Consider the following 26,023-nt stretch of genomic DNA (forward strand, 5'->3'; position numbering starts at 1 on the left):
CGGAATGGAACTAAGTCCTCAAGCAGACCGACTTGGGTCCCCAATCATCGCCGGTGCGACGGTCACGGCGGTAACCCGAGCGCCGCTTCGAGCTCACTCAATGACTGCTCGGTCAGCGGTATCAGTGTCTCGATATCCGGTAGTACGTCGCGGCCTGCGACATAACCGAAGCCGATGCGATCGGCATAGGAACATGTCGTGACATTCAGTGCCTGACCGTCGTAGACAGCCGACACGGGATACATCTCCTCGACATGCGCGCCGTTCCAGTACATTTCGGTTGCCGGGCCGGCGACGTGGGATATGGGCAGGTTGTATCCCGTTCGCAGCCGCGGTACGAACGGCACCATGGGCGACAGGACCGTCGCGCCGATCGCGGTGGCGAGGAGCAACAGCGATGCCCCCGATCCGCGGCTGGCCACTCGGCTCTTGCCCACCGACATCGTCCGGTGGATGACGTCCAGCCGGTCGAGAGGGTCGGGCAAGTGGGTGCCCAGCGGGCACAGCCAGGCACCGAACATGTTGTTGTGACGGTCGTCCGCCGCATGCCCGCGGTCTCGCACCGTGATCGGGCAGATCGCGACCAGCTGGCGTTCGGGTAGCTCCCCGCGATCGAGCATCCAGCGACGCAGCGCACCCGCCACGACTGCTGTCACGACATCGTTGCCGGTCACCCCCGCCTTGTCCTGCACCGCCCGGATGCGCGTCCTCGGCCAGCTGGCCGCGGCGACCGCGCGGTCGTGTCCAAGCCGGCCGTTGAACCGGGTGTAAGGCGCGGCCAACGGCGTGACGGTGGTGTCCCCGGTCATGCTGGCCACCACATCCGAGACCTCGCCGGTGATGACACGTTCGACGAGTGTGACCCCCGATGCCGCCGCGCCTGCCAGGGACCGAACCATCGGGACGGGGCCGGGAGGTCGCCGGCTGCCGCGGCCACCACTCCGGTCGCTGCGCTCCCGAGGCCGTCGCGCATGGAACTGGGGCATGGACCGGCGGTTCGGGTCGCTGCTCAGCGCGTCGGCGATCATCTGGAAACCGGCCACGCCGTCCACCAGGGTGTGGTGGACCTTCACGAACAGGGCGAAGCGACCGTCGTCGAGACCGTCGATCAGATACGACATCCACAGGGGGCGGGACCTGCGCAACGGCGCGGCATGCAGCCGGCTGATCAGCCGCCACAGGCCGTCGCGTCCGGCGCCTGACGGCAGGGAGATGCGCCGGCAATGTCGGTTCAGGTCGACGGTGTCGGCTTCCCGCCAGACCCAGCCGCCACCGGTGTCCACGCCGCGATGGGGGTAGCGGCGCAGCCGCGGATCCACCGGGTCCCGTCCCGAAACGGCATCCCGATGAAGGTCGTCGACGTATCCCGGACCCGCGTCTTCGGGCGGCGACAGGATCAGCACCGCGCCGATGTTCAGCGGACGCGACAGCACCTCCGCGGTCATCATCGCCGCGTCCAGCGGGTCGAGCCAGTCCATCCCGACCTCCACGCTCAGGCGGGTCGATCGGTCCTGCGCACGATCGGAGCCCCACCGATGAGCCCCGACTGCATCAGGGCGTCGTCAATGAAACGCTGCACCGGTCGCGCCTCGAAGAAGCCGGTGTGGCCGCCTTGATACCAGACGATCTCAGGCTTGCCCCAGTGCTCCCACAGGCGGACGACCTGCTGGCGGGGCTGGACCAGCCGGTCGGCGATGCCGCCGTAGATGAAGCGCCCGGACATCGGCACCCGGGGGTCCATGGACAGCGGAGACACCATCCTCCCGATCGGTTCTGCGAGCGTCATCGTCTTGCGGCGCGGGTCGTCGGCGCGCAGGCCGGCGTGTCGACCCAGTAGCTCGATCAGATCGGCCACCGGAACGCCGAGGATGGCACAGGTGAGGTCGTCTTCGAGGCTTGCGACGAGGGACGCCACGTAGCCGCCCAGCGAGATGCTGTTCAAGCCGATCGGCGACTCGGGCTGCTGCGACCGTATCCACGACAGCAGCCGACGAATGTCCCAGACCGCCTGCGCGGCCGCATGCACGTTGTCCATCACGTCCTCGCCGGGGAACACGCTGCCCTTGGGCAGACCCCGGGCCCTCGGCCCGTGCATCGGGAGTACGGGCAACACGACATTGAGGCCGAGGTCGTCGTGCAGGTGCCACGCCCGGAACAGCGTGAGGTCCAGGGCTGCGCGGCCCATCTCGGCGCCGTGAATGCACACCAGCCACGGTCGAGGTTCTTCGTGGCGCAACATCAGCGCGTACTCCCGGTCGTTGGCCGTATAGGCCGACCACCGTTGCGCGCCGGGTTCGCCAGGGTCGGGGGTGTAGCCGCTGTCGAAACTGATGCGCTCATGGGGATGCCTGCGGCTCTTCACCTGCTTGACGGTGACGTCGGTCAACGGCGGGGGTGGCGAGAAGAATCCCTCGGTGTCCTCCAGCCACCCTCTGCGGCCGTAGAAATCAAGCGCTGCGACCACTTCGCCGTTGATCCGGTCGAACGCATGGACGTCGCTGACCGGTCGGCGGGCCCGCAACCCGAGAAGCACGATCTCGTCGCGAAAGGCGTGCGCGGCAAGCGAGATCGTCGGCCGGGCGACTGGGAGCTCACGTGGTCGGCGGTCGAGGTAGTCGCGCCACGACTGAGCGTAGTAGCTGCCGGTACGGGCGAAGGGCCCGATCGCCGCGCCCAGTGCCGCTGCACCGGGAGGCTGACGGCGAGGAGGGCTCGTCGGGGGGGTGTCCGCGTCGTCGCGGTCAGATACGGCCATACTTCAGGACGTTACGACCGTGACGACGGGCCTCGGCAGAGGCTTCGCGCACAGGTCCGAGGGCCGTTTGGCCACCCTTGTTCAGGACCAATGCCTCCAGCGCCGGGGGAGCACCGCCTTCTAGCGTCACCGGAGGTGGCCCGATCGCAAGGGGGTGGCGCGAGATGTCGAATCCGATCTCACATCACGGAGTCGTCGTGGGCACCGACGGTTCCCCGTCGGCGCAGGGGGCGGTGCGGTGGGCTGCGCGGGAGGCGGCGATGCGCCGCGTGCCGCTCACCGTCGTTCACGCCGCCGCCTCGCCGGTGGCCGCGACGGCGCTGGGGTGGCCCGCCGGCCGAGTACCCGACGAGGTTCTCGAGATCGTGGAGAGCGATGCCCGTCGTGTCGTCGCCGACGCGGTCGAGATCGCCGAGGAACGCGCCGCGGGCGATGACCGTCCGGAGGTTCACAGTGAACTGCTCTTCGGCGGACCCGTGCCGACCCTTGTCGATCTGTCCAAGGAGGCCCAACTGGTGGTGGTGGGATGCCGGGGGCGCACCGGGAAGCACCGTCGTCTGCTCGGGTCGGTCAGCACCGGCTTGATCCATCACTCCCATTGTCCTGTCGCGGTGGTGCACGATGAGGTCCCGGTGTCGCCGAAACCTGGGCAACGCCCGGTGCTGGTGGGCATCGACGGGTCACGGGCATCGGAGTCGGCCACGGCGATCGCGTTCGACGAAGCCTCCTGGCGCGGTGTCGATTTGGTGGCGTTGCACGTGTGGAGTGACGCGGACATGGCCACCGTTCCCGGCTTGGAGATCTCGGCTCTTCAGTCCGCGGCGGACAAGACGCTTGCCGAGCGGCTGGCCGGCTGGCAGGAACGGTATCCGGACGTGAAGGTTCATCGTCTGCTCGAATTCGAGGAGCCTGCCCGCCATCTGCTCGAGCAGGCCGAGAGGGCTCAGCTCGTGGTCGTCGGCAGCCACGGCCGTGGCGGCTTCGCCGGGATGTTGCTCGGTTCGGTCGGCATGACCGTGGCGCAGGAGGCGCGCGTGCCGGTGATCGTCGCACGCGGGAACTAGCACCGGGGAGCCGGGGCGTCGACCGACACAACCGGACAACAGATGAAGGGAACGCCGAATCATGAGCACTCCGTACGGCACGGGCCCCGCGGCGGGCGAGTACAGCGTGGATGACGAGAACCAGCTTCAGCCCGAGGACACGCTCATAGACCGCGGCGTCGACGATGCGCTGGAGGAGGGCTACTCGCCGCCCGAACAGCCCTATGGAAGAGGGGCATCCGGCCCGCGTGAAAGCATGGACCAGCTGCTCGCGGAGCAGGAGCCCGATCCGGCGTCGCGGCTCGACAGCCTGCTGGACGAGGACGAACAGCAACGCTCCGACGATGACGAGCGCGAATCCGAGTTTCCGCGGCACGACGAGGTCGGAAGAGCGCGGGCCGGCCGACTTGTCGCTCCCGACATGGGGTTCGGCGAGGACGCCGAGTCAGACCTGGTGGCAGACGACGTCGGCATCAGCGGGGGAGCAGCCTCAGCCGAGGAGGCCGCGGTGCACGTCATCGACGAAGACGACGAAGACGACGACGAGTAGGGGACGGCCCTGCTGGACCGACGGCTGGGCCGCTGTCGGGACATCTGACAGCGATAGACGGGACCTTCGGCCCCAGCCATCTCGTGGTTGCGTCAGTAACGTCGAGAACGTCGAACCGAAGATCCGGAGGAAGTCATGAGGCAGCAGATGGATCCCAGCCCGACTGCCCGGCAAGCCCGGGCCCGCGATGCGCTGGACGCCCTCGGCGATGAACGAGACGACCGTGCACTGGTGCGGGTGCGCTGCGGTCGAAGCCACCACGTCGCAGCGGTTTTCGATACGTCAGCGGGCCCGGTCTTCGAGTCGCTGATCGGTCCACATGCACATGGGGACCGCGATTTCGTCGACACGGCGCATCACGGTGACCGGAAAGGCACGCGCTTCGTCGACGTCCTCGACGCCGGCAGGTTCGCCGATGATCTGGTGCCGGCCACCTGCGAATGCGGTACGCACGAGCTCTCCCGGGCGGAGTTGCAGCACGCAGTGGACGTGAACCAGCGCACCATCTTTCTGACCTGAAGAGACTGCTGCCGGAAGTGATTCCGGCAGCAGTGCGCGTCAGCCGACGAATTTCTTGCGCCGGTACAGCGTTCCCACCGCCAGCAGGAGCAGGCTCACCACCAGGATCGCGGTCGCCAGGACGTTGATCTGCGGGGGTACCGCCGCCTTGACGGCCGCGTTCACGTACAGCGGATAGGTGACGGTTGCGCCGCTGACGAAGTAGGTGATGATGAAATCGTCGAGCGACAACGCGAACGACAGCATCGCTGCCGCGACGATCCCGGGCACGATCAGCGGCAGCGTGACCTTGAAGAAGGTACGGGCGGGGCCGGCGCCGAGGTCGAGCGACGCATCCTCGAGTGTCCAGTCGAAACCGCGGACCCGGGCGCGGACCGTCATCGCGATGAAGCTCACCTCGAAAGCGATGTGCGCGATGAGGATCGTGGTGTAACCCGCCGGCCAGCTCAGATCCAGGAACAGGGTCAGCAAGGCCGCGCCCATCACCACCTCGGGAGCCGTCAGGGGCAGGATCAGGAAGGTGTCGACGGCGCGCTGCCCCCGCCATCGTTGGCGCACCAGCGCGATCGCGACGAGTGTCCCCAGCACCACCGCGACCGCGGTGGACACCGCCGCGACGTTGAGGCTGAGCTTGAGCGCCTCTGTCAGCGGCGGGTACTTGAACGGGTCGGCCCAGTTCTCCAGCGTGAAACCCTGCCAGGTGTAGTTGAACTTGCCCGCGGGCTTGTTGAACGAGAACAGGATGATCACCAGGATCGGCAGGAACAGGTACAGCAGCACCAGTCCGGCGACGAGGCGCAGCAACAGGTCACCCCAATTGCGCCGGCCCTTCACCTTTTTCGCCCGGGGAGGCTGCTGCGCTGCGGTGGCGATCGCCGCGCCTGCCTGCGTGGTCACACCAGGTCCTCGGTGCCGAGGGCGCGCGTGTAGAGCAACACGCCGACGAGGATGATGAACATCAACCCAAGGCTGAGCGCCGCCGCGGCGGGGTAATCCTTGACCACCAGGAACTGCTTCTGGATGACGTTGCCGATCATCGTCGTCTGCGTACTCCCGAGGTAATCGGCGTTGATGAAATCGCCTACGGCGGGGATGAACACCAGCATGCTGCCGGCGAGTACACCCGGCATGGACAGCGGCAGAATCACCTTGCGGAAGCTTCGCGGCGCCGAGGAATAGAGGTCCTTGGACGCCTCGAGCAGGCGCGGGTCGATCTTCTCCAGGCTTACGTACAACGGCAGGATCATGAAAATGATCCAGTTGTAGGTCAACCCGCCGATCACCGCCCAACTGGTGGACAGGAGTCGCCCCTCGTCGGGCAGCAGGCCGATGGTGCCCAGTGCGGTGACGACCCAACCTTGGTCGGCCAGAATCGTTTTCCACGCGATCGTGCGGATCAGGAAAGTCACGAAGAACGGCAGGATCACCAGGCCGAGGATCAGGTTCTTGAACCTGCCCGCCTTGAACGCGATGACATAGGCGAGGGGGAACGCCAGCAACAGGCACAGCACGGTCGCCGTGAGCGCGTACCCGAGCGACCGGAAGATCTGTTCGCGGTACAGCAGGAATGCGTCGAGGTAGTTGCCGAAGTCCCACGCGAACGTCAACGTCGGCATGAACACCGATCCGCCCGTCGCCGACAGCGACGTCCGCGCCAGCGAGAAGAACGGCACCACGAAGAAGATCCCGAGGTACACGAGCGCCGGCAGGATCATCAGATACGGAGCGAGCTTGCTCCGTTGCCGACTGCTGGTGGCGACACCGGCCATTATTGTCAGCCGCCGGTGACGGCGGCGTACGCGGTGTTGTACTCCTGCGTCTGCTCGTCGGTAAGTGCCGCCCAGCCCTTGGACCTGTCCAACACGTCCTTGGGCGGGTTGATCAACGGGTTGCTCGCCGCGGCCGGATCGACCTTCTCCAACTCCGCGGTCATGTCCGACAGCACCGGGACGAACTGCGTGTAGGCGACCAGCTTGGCGTAGTTGGGCTTGTCGTAGACGTAGTTGATCCACGCCTCGGCGGCCCTCTGGTTCTGGGTGGTGTACGGAATCACCATGGTGTCGACGAACGTCGTGCCCCCCGAGTCGGGAACGATGAACTGGAGGTCGGGATTGTCGGCCTGCAACTGCACCACGTCACCCGAATATGCCTGTGCCACCGCGATGTTGCCTGCAGCGAGGTCGTCGGCGTAGTCGTTGCCGGTGAACCGGCGGATCTGGCCCATGTCGTTCTGTTCCCGAACCAGGTCGATCGCCTGCTGGACACCCTCGGTGGTCGGGTTCTCCGGCGAGTTGCCTTGGGAGAGCATGATCATCCCGAGACCGTCCTGCGCGTCGGAGAACAGGCTGACCCGGCCCTTGAACGCCGGATCCCACAGGTCGTCGATCGTCCTGATATCCCGGCCGGTGGCCGCCCGGTTGTAGGCGATGCCGACAAGCCCGGACATGTACGGGGCGCTGAACTTGCGGCCGGGGTCGACGCTGGCCTCGAGAAGGTCGGGGCGGATGTTCTTCTTGTTGGGCACGCCCTCGTCGCTGATGTCGTTGAGCCAACCGAGCTGGTGCAACCGCACCGCCAGGAACGACGTAGGCACCGCCAGGTCGGCGCCGATGTCCTGCTTGCGTGACAACGGCTCCTTGACCTTCGCGAACCACTGCTCGTTGTCGTTGAAGTCTTCCTTGTAGTCGACGGTGATGCCCGATGCCGTCTGGAACTCCGCGATGAAGCCGTCGGCCATGTAGAGAGGCCAGTTCGAGATGCGCAGGGTGCCACTCGCCGGACCGCCGTCCTCGGTGGTCGTGCCCGACGTGCTGCTGTCGGAACCGCAGGCGGTCAGGAACGACGAACCGAGGGTCAGCGCCGCAGCGGCCGCGGCGCCGCCGCCGATGAAGCGACGCCGAGACGTCCGGCTCGCGGTCATGCGGGCGAGCAGCTGTGGGTCGATGGGGGAGGAAAATTCACGGGACATGGCGACAGTGCCTTTCGTCGGCTCCGGAGGGGGACGGGTCGCGCCGGTGTGCCGGCGTCGGCAGCAAGCATCAGGAGTCGTCGAGCATCTCCTCGAGATCCTCGGTGGTCGGGATGTCGGCACCCGGCAACACCAGCGACGCGTCGGGAGCCCAGCCCACGTAGACCTCGTCGCCGGGACGCAGCAGCGGTAGCTCCTGCTCCGGTCCGACGTGCGCGATGACCGTCGACTCGTCCGGCGCGCTCAGCGAAAGCCGCACGACCGGGCCCTGGAACGTCAGGTCGGTCACCGTGGCTCGCACGCCGACCACGTCGCCGGCCGGGGCGTCCATCGAGACCCGCACCCGCTCGGGGCGCACCATCAAGGTGGCGTGGCCGCCGGGTTCGATGGTGGTGTCACCCGGTCGGGCTTTCAGCGTCGAGCCGAGAACCTCCACCTCGACGAATTCGCGGTTGGCGCGACCCGTTTGACGGCCTGCCCACAGGTTGGCCTGGCCGATGAAGCTCGCCACGAACACCGTGGACGGGCGGTCGTAGATCTCGGTCGGTGTGCCGATCTGGTCGACGTTGCCCGCGTTCATGACCGCGATGCGGTCGCTCATCGTGAGCGCTTCCTCCTGGTCGTGGGTCACGTAGACGAACGTGATCCCGACCTCGCGCTGAATGCGTTTGAGCTCGAACTGCATGGCATGGCGCAGCTTCAGGTCCAGCGCGCCCAGTGGTTCGTCGAGCAGCAGCGCGCTGGGATAGTTCACCAGCGCACGGGCCAGGGCCACCCGCTGCTGCTGCCCACCCGACAGTTGGGCGGGCCTGCGTTCGGCGAAGTCGCTGAGGCGCACGGTCTCGAGGAGTTCGTCGACGCGCTTGCGGACCTCTCCCTTGTCCTTCTTCGCACTGCGCGGGCCGTACGCGACGTTGTCCCACACCGACATGTGCGGGAAGAGCGCGTAGTGCTGAAAGACCGTGTTGACGTTGCGCTTGTTCGGTGGGGTCCTCGATACGTCCGCACCCTCGAGGCGGATGGCGCCCTCGGTCGGTGTCTCGAACCCCGCGATCATCCGCAACGTCGTCGTCTTGCCGCACCCGGACGGGCCGAGCATGGAGAAGAACTCGCCCGACGCGATGGAGAAGTCGGCGTCGGCGACGGCGACGTAGTCGTCGAAGCGTTTCGTGACATGGTCGATCTCGATGACGGGGCCGCCCGTGGCGCGGGTGGTCTCCGACCCCGCCGTCTGGTCTACAGCGGTCGTATGTGTGCCGGTCAGCGCAGGTCCTCCTCAGGAGCAGCCATCGGGGGCTGTCGATAAACCTTCGCGGATGACGCGGACCTTCGCAAGTGATTCCGCAACGAATTTACATTTCCACAATGGAATCCCTCGCTGTGTACGGGTGTAGGTCCTGATTCCGCGCGCCGGGGACGCGCGACGGAGTCGCCGGAGTGTGGGTCCTCCCGGCGCTGCGATGGTGGCCCACCCAGTGTCGCAGCGGGAGCTTTCCGATACCCGGAAATCCGGCCGCCGGGTCGGCACCGTTTACCGCGCGCGTCCCCGGGGGTAGTGAGTAGGCATGGCATGTGTCGATGTGGGGGTTTCCTCTGACCTGAGTCCGGAGCGCGCCTGGGAACTGGCCTCGGATCTGCGGCGGTTCGACGAATGGCTCACGATCTTCGGTGGCTGGAAGAGCGAGGTGCCCGCGACCATCGACGTCGACACCCAGGTGGCGTCGTTGATCAAGGTAAAAGGGTTTCGCAACGTCATCCACTGGCGTGTGACCCGCTACGACGAGCCCAAGGAGATCGAGCTGGTCGGCACCGGCCGAGGCGCGGTGTGCATCTCGCTGACGATGCAGGTCGAGCCCGAGGACTCCGACGGGTCCCATTTCCGGGTGATCGCCGAACTGTCCGGCGGTCTGCTGAACACCCCGATCGGTGGGGTGGTGGCCAGGATCATCAAGGGCGACGTGCGCAGGTCGGTGTGCAACCTGGCCGAACTTCGCTGACGTCCCGAACTGCGCTGACCTTCTCAGCCCCACTCGTGGTTCATGGCGCGCGACTCGTACTGTGCCTCGGCCGACGGGACCGTCGGGGTCTTCTGCCGTGACAGCGCGATGAGGACCATCGCCAGCCCGGCCGTCGCCGCACCGCCGATGAAGATCGCGACGAAGCTGCTCTCCATCGGCGTGCCCGCGAGCGTGGTCCGGCCGAGAACCACCGCGACCAGCGCGGCGGCGGTGGAACTGCCGACGGTGCGGGCGATCGCGTTCATGCTCGTCGCCACCCCGGTCTCACCGGCCTCGACCTCGCCGACCACCAGCGCGGGAAGTGCGCCGTATCCCAGGGCGATGTAGGCGTTGGCCAGGATGCTGGCCATGATCACCTGCCACGGTGAGGAGTGCGCGAAGGCGATGAACAGGAAGCCCGCCATCCCCGCGAAGGCGGCGACCATCAGCACCGGCCTGGCGCCGAACCGGTCGATGAAGCGGCCGCTGACCAAAGCGACGACGAAGCCGGTCAGCGCGCCCGGCAGCAGGTAGATCACGCTGGCCTCGAGCACCGTCGCGCCGAACCCGTACCCGGCGACGTCCCGGGGGATCTGGACGAACTGCGTGAGGCCGAGAAAGGCGAAGTACAGGCCCATGCCGACGAAGATCGTCGCGAGGTTGGTGAACAGCATCGTCCGCCGGGACAGCATCCGCGTCGACACCAGCGGCCGCGCCGTCCGCTGCTCCCACAGCCACCAACCGATCAGCACGACGACACCGCCGACGGCGGTGACGATCGTCGCAGGAGAGCCCCAGCCCCACGAGTTGCCCTGGGTGATCGCCAGCAGGATCGACGACAGTCCCGCGGCCAGGCCCAGCGCTCCCAGCCAGTCGATCGAGCCCGTGGCGCTGCGTGGGCGGTCGGGGACCACGACCAGCACGATCGCCAGGACGAGCACCGTGAACGCCGTCGTCAACCAGAAGACGCGGTGGTACCCGGCGTCGCCGCTCATCAGAAGACCGACCACGACGAGGCCGGTGCCGCCGCCGAACCCCAGCGTGCCCGACAACACCGCCATCGCCGACCCCATCCGGTCGGGGCGCAGTTCCTCGCGGAGGATGGCGATGCTGATCGGATACAACGCAAATGACGCCGCCTGCAGCACCCGCGCGACGATCAGCAACGCCAGCGACGTCGTCGTCGCGGCCAGCAGGGAGCCGGCCAGGACCACCGCGAGCACGACGAGCAACACGCGCTTCTTGCGGTGCAGATCGGCGAGGCGTCCGATCAGCGGCGTCGCACCGGCGGCCGCAAGGAGGTTGGCCGTCACGGCCCAGCTGACCGCCACCATCGAGGCGTCGAGCTGGTCGGCGATCACGCCGAGCACCGGGACCACCGCGGTCTGCAGCACGGCCACGGTGAGCACCACCACGCTCAGCGCGACGACCAGCAGCCGTGGCCGCTTCACCGGCGTCGTCGATGACGGATCGACCGGCGTGCCGGAACGCTCGGTACCCGCCTCGTACACGCCCGCTCCGATCGTTAGCCTGTCTTGATTCTGCTCGATTATCACGCCTTCCCGAGCAACACCGACAACCGGTCGAGCGGAAGACGCGGCGAGCGGTGACCGTCGCGGCCGACCATGTCGGCGTTGACCACCAGAGCGTTGAGCACCGCTTCCTCCACGGCCTGCACCACCGCGGTGTACAGGGGGTGCCTGACAGCTCGATGCCGAGGCCCCTGGCCCGCGGCCGGCCGTCGGTGGTGTGGGTTGCGAATCCTGTCTCGGTCAACTCATGCATCATTCGCCAAGCGGGGCGGCGGGGTCGAGTCCGCAGGGCCATGGTCGAATATGGCCCATGACCCCAGGAGCCTCTAGAGGAACCTCGCCGGAGCTCCATCCCAGTGCCCTGACCGAGGCGGCTTTCAGCGGCAACCGGCCCCTGGGCCCGGGTGACCTGTCGGTCGAAACCCATGGAATCGCGCCGATCCCGGAGGATCAGCGCTACGGCACGCCGGGGCGACTGTTCACCGTGTGGTTCGCCCCGCAGGTGAACATGACCGGCGTTTTCACCGGGACGCTGGCGATCGTGCTGGGCCTGGGCTTCTGGCTGGGAATGCTGGCAATGGTGATCGGCACCGTCCTCGGCTCGCTGGTGGTGGGCTATCTGTCCACCTGGGGCCCGCGCACCGGCGCGGGGCAATTGCCGAATGCGCGAATGGCTTTCGGTGGTGGAGTGGTCATTCCCGCTGCGCTGCAATGGCTTTCCTCGATCGCGTGGGACGCGCTGGTCGGGCTGTTCGGTGGTGAGGCGCTTTCGGTGTTGCTGGGCATCCCGTTCTGGCTTGCGGTCCTGATCGTTCTCGGGGTGCAGGGAGTCGTCGGGTTCTTCGGCTACGAGCTGATCCACCGGCTACAGGCCGTGCTGACGGTGGTGCTGTTCGTGACGTTCGTGGTGTTCACCGTCAACCTCGTGAGCGGACACGAGATCGTCACCCCGGCGACGGTCACCGGCCCCGACCTGCTGGGTGCGTTCATCCTCGAGGTGACGATCGCCTTCAGCCTCGCCGTGTCCTGGGCGACGTACGCGGCCGACTTCAGCCGCTACCTCCCCTCCGGCGTGTCGGCGGCCAGGGTGTTCGGATTCACCGTCGCCGGAATGACGTTGGCGTATGTCTTCGTCCAGGGTGTCGGTATCGCGGCCGCGAGCCTGGTCGGTGAGCACACTGCCGAGGGCGTGCGTTCGGTGATGGGCGGTGGTGTGCTGGGTGGTCTCGCGTTGTTGGTGATCGCCGTGGCGTCGATCGGCTCAGGGGTGATGAACGACTACAGCGGTTCGCTGGCGCTGCAGACCGTCGGGGTGCGGGTGCGACGGCCGGTGTCGGCTGTCATCGTCACGGCGCTGGCCTTCGTCCTGATCCTGTGGTTGCACGCCGCCGACACCGCCACCAGGTTCACCGACGTGCTCCTGCTGGTCAGCTACTGGATCCCGGCCTTCGTCGCGGTGGTGGTCATCGACTGGCGGATCCGCGCAAGAGGACGGCCCACCGTGAATCCGGCGCTGGAGACCACCGGCCGTCGCGACGCGGCAGCAGCGCTGATCGTCTTCGTCGTCGCCTACGCGGCGGCGATCCCGTTCATGAACACGTCACTGATCCAGGGTCCCATCGCCACCGCGTGGCACGGCGCCGACATCGCGTACTTCGTCAACATGCTGGTGGCCGCCCTGCTCTACGGCGGATACCGCGCTTACGCGGGTCGCGCCGCGTAGCACGCGGAACGTCAACTCAGCACAATTGATTCGGCGCGCCGGGATTCGGGTATTGACGGCAGGTGCCAGGCAGTGCGGTGCCGCCTGCGGAAAGGACCATCATGCGCCCGTCCACGCTCGCCAAGACCGCAGGCGCAGCGTTCGCCGCCGCCGCGCTCGGCGGTCTGGCCACCAAGCCGGCTGTCGAGTCCGCCTGGTATCGGCGTCTGAACAAGCCCAACTTCCAGCCGCCGAGCCTGGCATTCCCGATCGCGTGGAACCTGCTCTACAGCGACATCGCTGCGGTGTCGGCGTCGACCATCGACACGCTGAACGAGCGAGGTGAGGCCGCGCAGGCACGCGCATACAGTCGGGCGCTGGCCGCCAACCTGGTACTCAACGCCAGTTGGAGTTGGGTCTTCTTCAATCGGCGGCGGCTGGGTGCTTCGGCGGTGGTGGCTGGCGCGCTGACCGCCAGCAGCGCCGACCTGGCGCGTCGGGCCGCCGCGGTGAACGCGTCCGCGGGTGCCGTCCTGACCCCATATCCGCTGTGGTGCGCGTTCGCGACGGTACTGTCGACTCGCATCTGGCAGCTCAATCGCTGAGGGGGCGCACCGGCCATGGCGGCGAAGGAGCCCGAACCTGAGCCCGAGGAGGACGCGGAGGAGCGTCAGCGCCTCGCCGACCGTGTCCTGAGCATCTTCGAGGACGCCATCTACTGGGCGATCGCCGTGATGCTGGTCGTCGGTTCCGGGGCGCTGCTGGTCAGCCAGTTCAACACCATGCTGCGGTTGCGCGAGATGCCCGCCAACACCGTGATGCTCGAGATCCTCGACGGTCTGCTGCTCATCTTCATCTTCGTCGAACTGCTGTACGCGGTCCGCACGTCGCTGCGCTCCCATGAGATCGCCGTCGAACCCTTCCTCATCGTGGGCATGCTCGCCGGCATCAAGGAGATCGTGGTGCTGTCCGTCGAGGCGGCCAAGTTGCTCGACAACGGGCCGAACTTCGCCCGCGCCGTCGTGGAGATCGGCGTGCTGGGCGCCGTGGTGTTGATCCTGGCTGTGGCCGCGTACATCCTCCGCGGCCGCCGCGGCAGGGAGCACGGCGGCACGCGCGCCGTGAAGGAGGAGACCTCTTCGTCGAGTTGACGCACCGCCGCACCGCCGCAGGTTTGCTTTACGATCGGCTAGTGAAGTACTTTACGATCGTAAAGGAGTTCGGCGACGGGAGGCGGCCGTGGCATCCACCGATGTCGAAGGTCGACCTGCCGCCGACACCCGGGCGCGGCTGATCGGGGTGGCTGTCGACCTGTTCACCAGGCACAGCTTCGCAGGCACCTCCCTGCAGATGATCGCCGACCACATCGGATTCACCAAAGCGGCCATATACCACCACTTTCGGACTCGCGAGCAGCTCCTGCTCGCCGTGCTCGAGCCGCTGCTGGAGGAGCTGCGAACAGTGGTCGACGCCGCTGAGGCGAAGCGGTCCGTCAATGCCAGGGCCGATCGGATGCTGACCGGTTACGCGACACTCGCCGTACGCAACCGGGGTCTTGTGGGGGTCCTCGCGGCAGATCCCAGCGTTGCCTCGACGCTGGAACAACGCGCGGAGTGGACGCAGCTCATCGCCCGGCAACTCTCGCTTCTCGCCGACGTGGACCCGCAGCCGGCCGGCAAGGTCAAGGCGGTGATGGTGTTCGCCGGGATGGCCGCTGCGGCGGGGCCGGCCTCGGCAGAACTCGACGACGACGAACTACGGGCGTACCTGATCGATGCGGGACGCCGAACTCTGGGTGTGCGTGCGCCACGGCGCCGGGAAAAGGAGCAGAAATGAAGACTGCGGTAGTGACCGGAGGCGGATCGGGGATCGGCCGTGCGGTGGCGGAGCGCCTGAGGGCAGACGGCCACTCCGTGGCGACCGTCGACCTCAACCCCTCCGAGGAGGAGTTCGCCCACGTCGCCGACGTGACGGATCGGGCTCAGGTGGACGCCGCCCTGGCCGCGGTCCGCGACAAGTTGGGGCCCGTCTCGATTCTGGTGAACGCCGCGGGCCTCGACGGGTTCAAGCGATTCACCGACATCACCTTCGCCGAATGGCAGCGCGTCGTCGACGTGAACCTCAACGGCGTCTTCCACTGCGTGCAGGCGGTGTTGCCCGACATGATCGACGCGGGCTGGGGCCGCATCGTCAACATCTCGTCGTCGAGCACCCACTCGGGGACGCCCTACATGTCTCATTACGTCGCGGCGAAATCCGCGGTCAACGGCCTGACGAAGTCGCTTGCGCTGGAGTACGGCCCGGCAGGCATCACCGTCAACGCCGTCCCGCCGGGTTTCATCGACACCCCGATGCTGCGCAGTGCGGAGTCGCGCGGCGTACTGGGGGACGTGCAGGCAACGATCGAGGCCACGCCGGTGCGCCGGATGGGACGGCCCGAGGACATCGCCGCGGCGTGTGCGTTCCTCATCTCGGAGGAGGCCGGCTACATCACCGGACAGATCCTCGGCGTCAACGGCGGCAGGAACACCTGAGTGACGGCGGATCCGGCGCACTTCACGGTGACGGACGGCGGCTTCATGCCGACCCGATTCGCGCAGAGCCACTGGGGCGAGGACCATCTCAACGGTCCGGCGGTCGTCGGCTTGGTGGCTCGCGGTCTCGAGAAGGAATGCGGATCAACCGAATTCCGCCCGGCGCGGCTGACCGTGGACCTGTTCCGCGCGGCGCGCAACACCGTGACGACACTGGTCTTCAGGGTGGTGCGTGACGGTCGCAGGGTCCGGAGCGCGGAGTGCGACGTCATGCAGGACGGGCGCGTGACCGCCCGGGCGACACTCGTGCAGTACCGGCCGTCGACCGCGCCACCGGGGAGGCTGTGGAGTTCGGCCGCGCGTTTCCCCGATCCGCCGCCGCAGGACGGAACCCTGCTGCCTTACGTCGGCAGCGACGAGGCCGGATGGACGCGTTCGCCTGCCGCCCACCAGAACGACTCCCGAAAGCGCTTCTACAACGACGGCATCAGAGTTGTTGCCGGCGAGGCGAACTCGCCGTTAATCCGGGCGGCGATGGTGGCGGAGGCGACCAGCCTGGTGACCAATCTGGGCAGTGCCGGGATCGGCTACATCAACGGCGACCTGACGGTCGCGCTCTCCCGTCTGCCGGTCGACGAGTGGATCGGCATCCAGGCCGACTCCCACCACGCCGCCGACGGCATCGCGGTCGGAACCGCGACGCTGTTCGATCGCCACGGTGCGTTCGGGACGGGAATGACCACCGCAGTCGCCAATCCTGCTGCCCAGATCGACTTCTCGACAAGAGATTTCCGCTCCGGCATCAACTACGAATAGCCGGCTACAGGCCGATCCGTTCGCACGCCTCGTCGAACTCCTCGAGCGCCGCTTTGTCGCCCTTGCCGTCGGCCAGGGCGCGTGTGTAGACGGCGAGGACATCGTCCTGGAACTCGGCGAACCTGGCGTCCCAGGTCTCCGAGTCGGATCTCCAGTAACCGGTGATGTCGTACTGGTCGATCGTCCAACCGAGTCCGCGCAGGTACTTGCGGACGGCGCGGGATTCGCCCGCCTCTCCGGCGAACCAACAGTATCCGCGGCCGTCGGGCAGTGTCAGATCACGAACCATCCGTGCCAGGTTGCTTGGTGCGCAACCGTTTCCGGTGCCGATGCTGGGACTGACCGTGACACCGTGATGAGCGGGCAGATAGTCGAGATCCTCCGCGGCGGCGACCTCGACGAGGAGGGTCGCGGAGGACTCTGGTGGTAGTTCCTCGATGATGCGCGCCGTGGCGGGCAACCCGGACAGGTCACTGACGAGCAGTTGCCATCGGGTCGTCTGCTCCGGCCGGTACCACGAGCGGGCGTGATCGAGTCCGACACGGTCGCCCCGGTGTGTCCTCGCCGCCCACGTCGTTCCGGGGCCGTGGCCGTGCAGCACCACATCGAGGGTGATGCGGGCGCCGTCGTGCGACCGGACGGAGTAGTTGCGTCCCGCATCCCCGGCGTCCGGGAAGTAGACCCCGACCGCGGGGTCGGCAGCAGGGGTGGCGCCCAGAGCCTCGGGATCGTCGATGTGTAACACGATCCTGCGCATGCGACTGCTCAGCGCTGTGGTGTCGATGACTCGGGCGGACGAGAAGGCCACCCGTGGAGGTTAACTACACACACCCGCTGAAGCCTCCGTCGGCTGCCCCAGCGCGGAGAGCGCCAGGGTCACCAGACACAGTCCGGCCGATCCGACGACACGCGTAGCCCACACGCCCGGGATGCTACCGCGCTGGCGCGGGCCGCTAGTGCAAACCGTTGGACAACGTGATGGCTTCGCCGCTCTGGCAGCGACCCTGGTCGGACACCAGAAAGAGGACGGCATTCGCGACGTCTTCGGGTTCCAGCAGTCCAGGCCTGGGCCTGCCCTTGGCGAAGACCTCCTCGACATCGTCGCGGCCCGGATTCGGCAGGTCGGGGCGGATGATCTGGTAGGTCGACGGATTGTGGATCATCGCTGTGTTCACCCCGGCGGGAAGCACTGCGTTGACGATTATCGCGTGGTCTGCCACCTCGTGGGCCAGCGACCGTACGAGAGCGACGACCCCGGCCTTGGCGGCGGCGTAGTGGCCGGAGTTGGCCGCGCCGGTGCGCGCGACGGACGACGAGGTCGCCACCAGTCGCCCCGATCCGCGGGCGATCATGTGGGGGAGCACGGCTCGGAACGTGTTGAACACACCGGTCAGATTGACGTCGATCATGGTCTGCCACCTCGCCGCGGACATCGTCGCGATCGGGGCGGCGCTGGCGATTCCCGCGTTGGCCACCGCCACATCGATGTGACCGCACTGGGCGACCGCCGTGTCCACCACTTGCTGCATGGCCTGGAGGTCACGCACGTCGGCGGTCAGCGCGATGCAGCGCCGGCCCAGGGATTCGACCGCGGCGACCGTCACGTCGACGTCCGCGGCGGTGGCCAGCGAATAGTCGATCTCGTTCATCTCAGAGGCGATGTCGCAGAACACGATGTCGGCCCCTTCGCGTGCAAGCGTCACGGCGTGGGCGCGTCCCTGCCCGCGCGCTCCTCCGGTGATCAACGCGACCTTGCCGTCCATCGCTCCCATGCGAGCATCCCTCCGTTCGCCGGTGTCCGACCGAGGGTATTGACCGGCGCGGTGCGCCGATCTCATCGCGCCCACCTCAGGGATGCGCGTCGCCCTGGCCCGCTTCGAGCGCTTCCCGCTGGATGCGATCGAACTGGGCGCCCATTGCGTCGGCCAACACCGTCGCGCCGGACAGCGGACGCACCATCACCATGAGGTCGTCGATCAGGCCGGCATCGTTGACATGCAGGAAGTCACATCCGGTGATCGTCTTGCCTGCCACCGTCGCCTCGAAGATGAGGGCATGGTCGCGGCCGTTGGCGTCGGCGATCTCGCGGACATACCGGAAGTCCTCGAACACCCGCATGACACCGCGCAGGATCGCGGCGGTGATGGGCTTTCCCGGATAGGGCTTGAACGCGACGGGGCTGACGAACACGACGTCGTCGGCCAGCAGCGCTTCGATGGCGGCTTCATGGCGAGCTTCGACGGCCTTGCGAAATGGATGCATCACACACCTCGTGTCTCATTGGGCCTGGCTCGTTGCCGACCCCGCCATGACCGTAACGCCGGCAGGCGTGACGAGACCGAGTGATCAATCAGTGGCGTTCGGATGCCACGACCGCAGTTGCCGCAGCAGATCTTCCTTCTTGTAGTGGTGCTCGGTCATCCGCTGCAGGATGTCGCCGAGGACGACGACCGCATCGTCGATGTGGGGACCCTTGTTGAGCATGACGCATTCGGCGCGTTCACCCATTGCCGCGTCGCTGATCTCGGCGCGCGAGGGCAGACCGCTCTTCGCCAGCTGTTCGAGCACCTGAGTCGCCCAGATCACCGGCAGGTGGGCGGCTTCGCACAGCCACAGGATCTCTTCCTGCAGTTCGGCGAGCCGTTCGTAGCCGACCTCCACGGCGAGATCGCCGCGGGCGATCATCACACCGACGCGGGGCCGGCGCATCGCGGTGAGCAGCAGCTGCGGAAGCCGCTCGAACGCCTGCCGCGTCTCGATCTTGAGCACCACCCCGACCCGGTCGCCGCCGAGCCGGGCCAGCGTCTCATGCAGCAGTGTGACGTCGGAAGGGTCTTGGACGAAGGACATCTCGACAAGGTCGGCGATGTCGACCACCGTGGCCAGGTCTGCGATGTCCTTCTCGGTCAGCGCCGAGATGGGCAGGCGGGTGTCGGGCACGTTGATGCCCTTTTCGGCCTTCAAGCGTGAGCCTACGGCCGCGGCGCGCTCGATTCGCACCCGTATCGCCTCGCCGTCCACGGCGATGATCTCGCCGCCGATCCGGCCGTCGTCGAAGCGGATCTGGTCGCCGACGTTCGCGTTGTCGAAAACCTCCGGCAGTGTGCAACCGATCCACGGGTTTTCGGCGTCGTCGACCGCGGCAGGTGAACAGTCCCTCGTGACGGTCAGGATGTCACCCCGCCGCAGCAGCAGGCTCTGCTCTCGCTCCGGCAGCGGACCCACCTCGGCCGGGTCGTCGGCGTCAGCGACGCGCAACACGGTGCCGGTGGCCAAGTAGGTGGTCTTGTCGCAGGTGGCGACGACGCCCGCGGCTTGGTCATCGGGTCGGGTCACCACGAGTTCGCGTTTCGCGCCGCGGGAATCGTGCAGGTACACGACGTCACCGTCGCGACGACGGGCCAGCCACTCATCCGGGACCGGCACCGACGCCATGCCCGTTCCCGGGGCCGCAGCCGGATCATCCTGCGCGGTCAACCGCACTTCGGCGGGGGTGATGACGCGGCCGAGTGCGTCGCGGGTCGGACGCACCTTGACCACCCGAGGCCCCGGCTGGACCGGACCGGTCCGCAGCTTCGGGCCCGCCAGGTCCATCGCCACAAGACAGCTGCGGCCCGTCTGCTCCCCGGCCCGGCGCACGTGGCCTGCCATTGCGCGCCAGGCGTCAGGGTCGTCGTGCGCACAGTTGATGCGCGCGAGGTTCATCCCGCGTGTCACCAGCGCGAGAACCAGGTCGGGGTCTGTCGCCGCCGACGACGGCAGGGTGACCATGATCCGGGTGTCGCGTTCGGCCGGCGCCGGCCCCAACAACTCGATGGCGCGTCGCCGCAGAAGTTGCGGTCCGTCGTTGGAGCGAATCGCCGGCGGGTGCCAGGTGTCTTCCAGCATCGCGATGACGGCGGCCCGCACCAACCGCAGTGTCGCCTCCACATGCGGTTCGCTGCGACCCAACGATGACAGGCCGAAGGCGGCGAGACGGCCCTGCAAATCGCGAAGATCGCTCTGTCGAAGAGCCCAGTAGTGGATCATGTTCGTGGCGCTGCCGCGGTAGTCCGCGGGCACCGGGGTGAGCCATTCTGACCATTCCGCCTCCGCCTCCGCGAGATGCTCGAGGAGTTCGTCCAACTGCTCGAGCAGGCGAACGAGTTCGCGTTCGGTCGGCGCCAAGAGGGCCGATTCAGACAGTGACATGGAATTGCTCCTGGTGTGGCACGAGTGGGCCACGCTATCGGCCGTCGGTTACCTGCGGGTGAACGTCGCCGGTCTCGCCGGCGCAGCTGTCATGCGATTGATAGCTGTAGCTGCGACGACGGGAGTGCCCACCGGGCAGTGGAGGTGTGCGCCGTGCGCATCGCTTTGCTGAAAGTGTCCCGATTCCCAGGATCCGCCATTGGCCCTTTTGGCGGTGCGTCTGTGCGACAATTTCTGTTCAGGCTTTCGGCAAAATGGTGATCAGGCCGCTGGTGAGGGGAGGTGCTGTCGATGCAACGCCTACGCGGTGCGACGGGTGCACTGGTGCTCTCGACCGCTCTGCTCATCGGGAGCGGAGCCGGGGCGATCGCCACAGCCGACACCGGTACCGGCGACCCTTCCCCCCGCAGCTCGCGCGCTCCGGACACGGCGGATCAGGGTTCTGGCCCGAGCAGTCGCCAGTCCCCGTCGACTTCGTTGCGTGACGCCGCCCGCAGCGCCGCGAGCAACGTGGAATCGCATCTCGATCGTGTGCCGTCATCTGAGGAAGCCGAATCTCGATCCTCGGCCACCGATGGCGATGCCGCCGGCACGGACGGCAGCGATGAGTCGGATGCCGCCGTCGAGGATGCCGTCGCCGTCGACGCGGACCTGGCGGACGAGCAACCGGCTCCGGCGGTCCCGACGACAGTCCCCGAGCCGGCCCTTCCCGTGGTCGAGACGCCCATACCCGTGGAGCCTGTGCCCGTTCCGGATGTGACCGAAGCCGCCCTGTCCAGCGCCGGCAGCCGAAATGGCGGGACCTACGACGGGTTCGGTTCGTCGACCTCGCCCGATCCCGGCGCTGTGGCCTCCGGGCCGGACAGTCTGGACGAGCCCGCAGGCGATGACGAACCGGCGCCGATTGAGCCGCGCCCGATCATTCGGGTGGTCACCACGATGACCACGGTCGTGGTGTCGCTGGGAAATGCCGTCGCCGCGGTTCCGCCGGTGATCTTGGCGCTGCCCTTCTCGTCGACCCCCGTCTCCGACGTCATCACGATGCTCGAGACGGTTCTGGCGTCGGTGACAGAGTCGGCCTACGCGGCCGCGCGGTTACCGTCGGACGTGGCCGCGCTGTTCGGCCTCGACGCCATCGGCACCGCCCCCGGCGGGATCGCCGCGCCGTCCGATCGCACGCTGGAGCCGGTCGTCACCGTCGGCACCCCGGAGGCCGGTCTGCCGGCGGTGCCGGCGCTGCTGCCCATGGTGCCCGAGCAATCGGTCGGCGACGTCGCCGAGAGTGCGCGGCCCAGTCTGTTCATCCCGGCGGCTCTGGCGTCCTTCTCGGCGCCACTGCATTCGGCTCCCGCGGCGGTGCCCGCCCCGGCCGGCGAGCACCGCTCCCTCATCGATCGAGTGTTCGGTGGGCTACTGGTGCCGCTGTCGCTGTGGGCGCTGGCCACCGGTGCACTCCCTGGCCTCGCCGGCTTGCTGGTCCTTCTGGGCGCCGGTGTCCGCGTCGGATACCGGCAGGCGAAGGCGGGCATTGCAGTGCGGGTAGCCGGGATCGGGCGATTCGCGGGCCCGGGTCCGTTGGGTGTGGTCCGATCGGCGTCGCTGATCGCACTGCATCAGCGAAAGACCGGCGAGCACATGGGCATCCAGCGGCCGATGCTCGGCGACCAGGTCGCCTGAGCCGTCGCACGCGCGCGGGCGCTCTGGTGCCGCGCAGCACAGCTCCTGAGAGTTCGCCCGCAGAGTCCTGTAGGGTTTGCCGCGGCGAGCCGGGAAGTCTGGTCGGCAACATCAGCGCTGTCGCGTCACCGGAACGCCGGTGGGCGGCGGTGGGTGTTCGACTGAAAGGCCCGTGCCGTGCGCCCCGCCGAGTCTCCCGGTTCGTCTCGAACCGACCGCCGCCCTTCACCCCGCGACATCGTGTATCTCGTTGCGCCGGGCGGACATCCCAACTATGGCGACGAGTTCATCCTGCGCGCCTGGCTGAATCACCTCGCTCGGGTGCGGCCAGACGCTCAGGTCATCGTCGACTGCCATACACCGGGCCAGGCGGCGGTCCTGCTGGGTGGCTGCCATCGCCATGTCACATTCGTCGACACGATCTGGCGGATCTGTTTCGGCACCGCCCATCTCGAACCGTCGGAAGCCGTCGCGACCGCGGCGCGCGTGGTCGGTGATCCGGGTCAGATGCCCAAGCTCGTCTCCGGGATCGAGATGCTGGCCGCCGCGCACACAATCCACCTGATCGGCGGCGGCTACATCAACATCGTGTGGCCACACCATCTGGCGCTGCTGGCGGCGGCCACGGCCGCCGCACAGCGCTCGGGCGGTCGCGCGGTGGCGACCGGGCAGGGCCTGATGCCCGTCGGTGTCCCCGAGCGAGAGGCTCTGCTTCGCGAGCTATTTGGCCATTTCGCCATCTTCGACGTGCGCGACACCCCATCAGCTCACGCGGTCGCCGGCACGGGCGGTGACGAGTCCTGCACCGGCGATGACGCCTGGCTGGGAATCAGGGACCCGGAGGTCTACGACACGGAATCGGGGGCAGCGCAACGTCCCTTCGGGTTCTGCCTGCAATCCGATCTGATGGACGACTTCGCCGGAGGACGGGGAACCGATGGCCTGACCGAGGCGGTATCGGCTCTCATCGACCAATGGGGCATACGGGGTGAAGACGTTGTCGTCGTCGAGGCGATCCCAGGCGCTGATCGGCTCGTCTACGACCGGATAGCTCACCGTCTGCCGGGAGCGATCTTCGTGCCGTTCACCGAGCTGTGGCGGCGCGGCCTGCCGGCGCGTAGCGGCCAGACCTGGGTCAGCACGAGGTTTCATGTGCACCTGCTGGCTGCTGCCGCCGGTGCGAGCGGGCTGGCGCCGCCTGGACGCATCGATTACTACCCCGTCAAACACCAGTCGCTGATCGATGCCGGATCTCATTGGCACATCGTCGATTCCGCGGATCTTCCGTCGGCTCCGATACGCTCCGGCGGGTTCGACCCGGACACCGTGGACGTCCTCCATCAAGGCAAGGTCGCGCTGGCCGACCGCATCTATCCGCCGCCGTCGTGGCGCCGCAGGGGACTGACGGCGTTACGCAGCGTCACCGCGCGCTGAACGAGGTTGCCGGGACACTCGTCGGCCGCCGGTCACCGCTGAGTCTTGGGGGTCGACCGACCCTTGGTGGTCCGACCCTTGGTAGCCCGGGTCTTGGTGGGTGTCGCAGCTGGGCCGCCGCGGGTGGCCAGCCGCCCCAGAGTGGAGAGGCCGGGGACGGACGACACGGCTTTGTACACGTCGTTTCCCGTCGCGACGAGTGCCTCCAACTGCGGCAGCATCGCGTCCATCGTCCGGATCATCGGGTCGGCGAGCGCGAGGTAGCGCTCGGCCCGGTCGATCGCCGTGTTGAGCCGCTCGGTGGCGGTCGCGAGGTTCTCGATGAGTTCCGGGATCTCGGTGGCAAGCTGAATCGACGTGGGCGGCAACCGCATGGCACTGGAGGCCACCGCCTGCGCCGTCTCCGCGGCCGCCTGCGCCGCGGCTTTGATGTCTTTCGGGCTGGGGACCTTTTGGCTCGCCATGCTCTCAACGATGACGCACGTCGACCCGACATGGGCGGTTTGCCGCAATCTTTTGGGCAGCAGTGCGACGGCCTGCGCGACGGCCTCTGTGGCCCAGGTACTACCGGACACCGAGGACTCGTCGGGATAAATTCAACAGCGAATCGGTCGGTCGACGAGGTTGGCGACCGTCCATGCCGATGCGCTAGGGGACCCGTGTATGACAGTTGTCGCGATCTATCTCGTCATCACCTTTGGCCTCGGGGGCCTCGCCCTGGCGGTACGCCTGCCCCCGTTGGTCGGTTTCCTTGCCGCGGGTTTCGTCATCAACGCCCTCGACGTCGAGGAAGTGCCACAACTGGAGGTCATGGCGGACTTGGGCGTGACCCTGCTGCTTTTCGCAATCGGTCTCAAGCTCGACGCGCGGATTCTGCTGCGCCGCGAGGTGTGGTTGACGACCTCCGTGCACATGGTCATCAGCGTGGTGCTCGGAGGCATCGTCCTGTGGTTGGTCGCCGTGGCCGGGGTGGCCATGCTGGCGGGGCAGAGCATGCAGACAATCGCCCTGCTCGCCTTCGCGCTGTCGTTCTCCAGCACGGTTTTCGTCGTCAAGGTACTCGAGGAGAGGGGCGAGTCGCACGCGCTCTACGGCCGCGTCGCCATCGGAATCCTTGTGACACAGGACATCGTCGCCGTGATCTTCTTGACTGCTACCAGCGGTCACCTGCCGAGTCCCTGGGCGTTGACGCTGGTGGGACTCTGGCCGCTCACTCGGGTTCTGCGCAAGATCTGGAGCCGATTGGGTCACGGCGAAATGCAGTCGCTGTTCGGCATCGTGATGGCGTTGGTGCCCGGATACGCGTTGTTTTCCGCGCTCGGGCTCAAGGGTGACCTCGGCGCCCTGATCATCGGGGCGCTCTTGGCCTCGCACCCCGCGTCCAGCGAGCTGGCGCGGTCGCTGTTTCACATCAAGGAACTGCTACTCGTGGGATTCTTCGTGTCGATCGGCCTGACCGGGCTGCCGGATCTGCCGACCATCGGAATCGCGCTGCTGATGGTGCTGCTCCTGCCGTTCAAGGCGGCCTGGTACGTCCTGTTGTTGTCGCGCCTGAAGCTGCGATACCGGACCGCGCTCCTGGCCGGCCTGAGCCTGATGAACTACTCCGAATTCGGCCTGATCGTCGTGTCCGTCGGTGTGTCGGTCGGGATGCTGGCAGAGGCCTGGCTGGTGGAGATGTCGATCGCCGTGGCCATCAGCTTCGTGGTGTCGGCGCTCGTCAACGGGCGCGGGCACCTGATGGTGGAGAAGATCGCGGCGCGGCTGCCCGCGCAGGACGAACTCAGCCTGCACCCGGAGGAACGGCCCGGTGACGCCGGCGACGCTGAGGTCGTCGTCATCGGCATGGGCCGTGTCGGGTTTGCCGCCTACCAGCGTCTGACCGATCACTACCGGCTCCGGGTCGTCGGTGTCGACTACGACGGGCCCCGCATCGAGCGACTCGCGGCCGAGGGCCTGCGGGTCATCGAAGGTGACGCCACCGACCTGTACTTCTGGAACCAGCTCCGACGCTCCGGCTCGGTGCGCATCGCGGTGCTGGCGATGCCGCGTCACGGCGCCAACGTCACCGCCCTCGAGTGTCTGCGCGAGTCAGGGTTCAGCGGGAAGGTGGCCGCAGTCGCCAGATACGACGACGAGGTGCAATGGGCCAGGGACCACGGTGTCGGCATTGCCTTCAATGTCTATGCGGGCGCGGGACTGGAGCTGGCCGATCAGGTGGCCGGTGGCAACGCACCCCGAGTGGTCGAGCGCGAATCGGAGGCGGACGGCGACAGCGTTGACAGCGGGTAGGTGCCGGTGAAGC

At 67.5% G+C, this 26,023-nt stretch carries 26 protein-coding genes; 13 read left to right on the top strand and 13 right to left on the bottom strand.

Annotation, left to right across the window (positions count from 1 at the left end):
• Positions 1 to 62: 62 nt before the first annotated feature.
• Together H7I57_RS06970 and H7I57_RS06975 are read right to left on the bottom strand one after the other, a co-directional pair.
• On the bottom strand, positions 63 to 1,478 hold the full coding sequence (locus tag H7I57_RS06970; RefSeq protein WP_264022645.1) for a wax ester/triacylglycerol synthase family O-acyltransferase: 1,416 nt from the start codon (positions 1,476 to 1,478) through the stop codon (positions 63 to 65).
• Between the two features lie 14 nt (positions 1,479 to 1,492).
• Positions 1,493 to 2,755: an alpha/beta hydrolase family protein gene (locus tag H7I57_RS06975; protein ID WP_264022646.1), complete on the bottom strand. Its 1,263-nt coding sequence runs from the start codon at positions 2,753 to 2,755 to the stop codon at positions 1,493 to 1,495.
• A gap of 164 nt (positions 2,756 to 2,919) precedes the next feature.
• On the opposite strand from H7I57_RS06975, the gene H7I57_RS06980 reads away from it, so the two are divergent.
• From H7I57_RS06980 to H7I57_RS06990, 3 genes are all read left to right on the top strand, one after another.
• Positions 2,920 to 3,819, top strand: a complete 900-nt coding sequence (locus H7I57_RS06980) for a universal stress protein (protein WP_264022648.1) — start codon at positions 2,920 to 2,922, stop codon at positions 3,817 to 3,819.
• Positions 3,820 to 3,880: 61 nt separating this feature from the next.
• Positions 3,881 to 4,348, top strand: a complete 468-nt coding sequence (locus H7I57_RS06985; RefSeq protein ID WP_264022649.1) for a DUF5709 domain-containing protein — start codon at positions 3,881 to 3,883, stop codon at positions 4,346 to 4,348.
• 135 nt (positions 4,349 to 4,483) lie between these two features.
• Positions 4,484 to 4,867 carry a hypothetical protein gene (locus H7I57_RS06990; protein WP_264022650.1) on the top strand — a complete coding sequence of 128 codons (384 nt, stop codon included), beginning with the start codon at positions 4,484 to 4,486 and terminating at the stop codon, positions 4,865 to 4,867.
• A gap of 39 nt (positions 4,868 to 4,906) precedes the next feature.
• Here the strand turns inward: H7I57_RS06990 and H7I57_RS06995 are convergent, their stop codons facing one another.
• The 4 genes from H7I57_RS06995 to H7I57_RS07010 all read right to left on the bottom strand — a co-directional run bounded on the left by H7I57_RS06995 (position 4,907) and on the right by H7I57_RS07010 (position 8,934).
• Complete coding sequence (locus H7I57_RS06995) at positions 4,907 to 5,764, bottom strand: ABC transporter permease (RefSeq protein ID WP_264022651.1); 858 nt, start codon at positions 5,762 to 5,764, stop codon at positions 4,907 to 4,909.
• On the bottom strand, positions 5,761 to 6,636 hold the full coding sequence (locus H7I57_RS07000) for an ABC transporter permease (protein WP_264022652.1): 876 nt from the start codon (positions 6,634 to 6,636) through the stop codon (positions 5,761 to 5,763). Before H7I57_RS07000 ends, H7I57_RS06995 begins: the two co-directional genes overlap by 4 nt.
• 5 nt (positions 6,637 to 6,641) lie before the next feature.
• On the bottom strand, positions 6,642 to 7,835 hold the full coding sequence (locus tag H7I57_RS07005) for a polyamine ABC transporter substrate-binding protein (RefSeq protein ID WP_264022653.1): 1,194 nt from the start codon (positions 7,833 to 7,835) through the stop codon (positions 6,642 to 6,644).
• 70 nt (positions 7,836 to 7,905) lie between these two features.
• Positions 7,906 to 8,934 carry an ABC transporter ATP-binding protein gene (locus tag H7I57_RS07010; RefSeq protein WP_264022654.1) on the bottom strand — a complete coding sequence of 343 codons (1,029 nt, stop codon included), beginning with the start codon at positions 8,932 to 8,934 and terminating at the stop codon, positions 7,906 to 7,908.
• 466 nt (positions 8,935 to 9,400) lie between these two features.
• Here H7I57_RS07010 and H7I57_RS07015 point away from each other — a divergent pair, with 466 nt between their 5' ends.
• A complete protein-coding gene (locus tag H7I57_RS07015; protein WP_264022655.1) occupies positions 9,401 to 9,832 on the top strand; it encodes a type II toxin-antitoxin system Rv0910 family toxin in 432 nt (143 codons plus the stop codon).
• 23 nt (positions 9,833 to 9,855) lie between these two features.
• Here the strand turns inward: H7I57_RS07015 and H7I57_RS07020 are convergent, their stop codons facing one another.
• Together H7I57_RS07020 and H7I57_RS07025 are read right to left on the bottom strand one after the other, a co-directional pair.
• Entirely contained in the window at positions 9,856 to 11,343 is a 1,488-nt protein-coding gene (locus H7I57_RS07020) for an MFS transporter (protein WP_372510138.1), read from the bottom strand.
• Positions 11,344 to 11,384: 41 nt separating this feature from the next.
• Positions 11,385 to 11,510: a hypothetical protein gene (locus tag H7I57_RS07025; protein WP_264022656.1), complete on the bottom strand. Its 126-nt coding sequence runs from the start codon at positions 11,508 to 11,510 to the stop codon at positions 11,385 to 11,387.
• A gap of 164 nt (positions 11,511 to 11,674) precedes the next feature.
• On the opposite strand from H7I57_RS07025, the gene H7I57_RS07030 reads away from it, so the two are divergent.
• From H7I57_RS07030 to H7I57_RS07055, 6 genes are all read left to right on the top strand, one after another.
• Positions 11,675 to 13,087 (top strand): purine-cytosine permease family protein, encoded by a 1,413-nt coding sequence (locus tag H7I57_RS07030; RefSeq protein WP_264022657.1) that lies wholly within the window; start codon positions 11,675 to 11,677, stop codon positions 13,085 to 13,087.
• 101 nt (positions 13,088 to 13,188) lie between these two features.
• Entirely contained in the window at positions 13,189 to 13,671 is a 483-nt protein-coding gene (locus H7I57_RS07035) for a TspO/MBR family protein (RefSeq protein WP_264022659.1), read from the top strand.
• Between the two features lie 15 nt (positions 13,672 to 13,686).
• Positions 13,687 to 14,217 (top strand): phosphate-starvation-inducible PsiE family protein, encoded by a 531-nt coding sequence (locus tag H7I57_RS07040; protein WP_264022660.1) that lies wholly within the window; start codon positions 13,687 to 13,689, stop codon positions 14,215 to 14,217.
• Between the two features lie 88 nt (positions 14,218 to 14,305).
• Positions 14,306 to 14,902 (top strand): TetR/AcrR family transcriptional regulator, encoded by a 597-nt coding sequence (locus H7I57_RS07045; RefSeq protein WP_264022661.1) that lies wholly within the window; start codon positions 14,306 to 14,308, stop codon positions 14,900 to 14,902.
• Positions 14,899 to 15,600 carry an SDR family NAD(P)-dependent oxidoreductase gene (locus H7I57_RS07050; RefSeq protein WP_264022662.1) on the top strand — a complete coding sequence of 234 codons (702 nt, stop codon included), beginning with the start codon at positions 14,899 to 14,901 and terminating at the stop codon, positions 15,598 to 15,600. Before H7I57_RS07045 ends, H7I57_RS07050 begins: the two co-directional genes overlap by 4 nt.
• A 45-nt stretch (positions 15,601 to 15,645) precedes the next feature.
• The gene (locus tag H7I57_RS07055) at positions 15,646 to 16,416 is read left to right on the top strand and encodes an acyl-CoA thioesterase domain-containing protein (RefSeq protein WP_264022790.1); all 771 of its coding nucleotides are present in this window, start codon (positions 15,646 to 15,648) and stop codon (positions 16,414 to 16,416) included.
• Positions 16,417 to 16,420: 4 nt separating this feature from the next.
• Here H7I57_RS07055 and H7I57_RS07060 read toward each other — a convergent pair whose 3' ends face one another.
• The 4 genes from H7I57_RS07060 to H7I57_RS07075 form a co-directional block, all read right to left on the bottom strand.
• Positions 16,421 to 17,224: a siderophore-interacting protein gene (locus H7I57_RS07060; RefSeq protein ID WP_264022663.1), complete on the bottom strand. Its 804-nt coding sequence runs from the start codon at positions 17,222 to 17,224 to the stop codon at positions 16,421 to 16,423.
• Between the two features lie 145 nt (positions 17,225 to 17,369).
• Complete coding sequence (locus H7I57_RS07065; protein WP_264022664.1) at positions 17,370 to 18,188, bottom strand: mycofactocin-coupled SDR family oxidoreductase; 819 nt, start codon at positions 18,186 to 18,188, stop codon at positions 17,370 to 17,372.
• A 76-nt stretch (positions 18,189 to 18,264) separates the two neighbouring features.
• Entirely contained in the window at positions 18,265 to 18,678 is a 414-nt protein-coding gene (locus tag H7I57_RS07070; RefSeq protein ID WP_264022665.1) for a nuclear transport factor 2 family protein, read from the bottom strand.
• A gap of 84 nt (positions 18,679 to 18,762) precedes the next feature.
• Positions 18,763 to 20,607, bottom strand: coding sequence for a pyruvate kinase (locus H7I57_RS07075; protein WP_264022666.1), 1,845 nt, complete (start codon positions 20,605 to 20,607; stop codon positions 18,763 to 18,765).
• A gap of 291 nt (positions 20,608 to 20,898) precedes the next feature.
• Here H7I57_RS07075 and H7I57_RS07080 point away from each other — a divergent pair, with 291 nt between their 5' ends.
• Both H7I57_RS07080 and H7I57_RS07085 read left to right on the top strand, forming a co-directional pair.
• The gene (locus H7I57_RS07080) at positions 20,899 to 22,284 is read left to right on the top strand and encodes a hypothetical protein (RefSeq protein ID WP_264022667.1); all 1,386 of its coding nucleotides are present in this window, start codon (positions 20,899 to 20,901) and stop codon (positions 22,282 to 22,284) included.
• Between the two features lie 240 nt (positions 22,285 to 22,524).
• The gene (locus H7I57_RS07085) at positions 22,525 to 23,718 is read left to right on the top strand and encodes a polysaccharide pyruvyl transferase family protein (RefSeq protein WP_264022668.1); all 1,194 of its coding nucleotides are present in this window, start codon (positions 22,525 to 22,527) and stop codon (positions 23,716 to 23,718) included.
• A 32-nt stretch (positions 23,719 to 23,750) separates the two neighbouring features.
• Here the strand turns inward: H7I57_RS07085 and H7I57_RS07090 are convergent, their stop codons facing one another.
• Positions 23,751 to 24,182 carry a hypothetical protein gene (locus H7I57_RS07090; RefSeq protein WP_264022669.1) on the bottom strand — a complete coding sequence of 144 codons (432 nt, stop codon included), beginning with the start codon at positions 24,180 to 24,182 and terminating at the stop codon, positions 23,751 to 23,753.
• A 199-nt stretch (positions 24,183 to 24,381) separates the two neighbouring features.
• Here H7I57_RS07090 and H7I57_RS07095 point away from each other — a divergent pair, with 199 nt between their 5' ends.
• Positions 24,382 to 26,010 carry a cation:proton antiporter domain-containing protein gene (locus H7I57_RS07095; protein ID WP_264022670.1) on the top strand — a complete coding sequence of 543 codons (1,629 nt, stop codon included), beginning with the start codon at positions 24,382 to 24,384 and terminating at the stop codon, positions 26,008 to 26,010.
• Positions 26,011 to 26,023 lie beyond the last annotated feature (13 nt).

It is taken from the genome of Mycolicibacterium pyrenivorans, assembly GCF_025821625.1.
GTDB lineage: Bacteria > Actinomycetota > Actinomycetes > Mycobacteriales > Mycobacteriaceae > Mycobacterium > Mycobacterium pyrenivorans.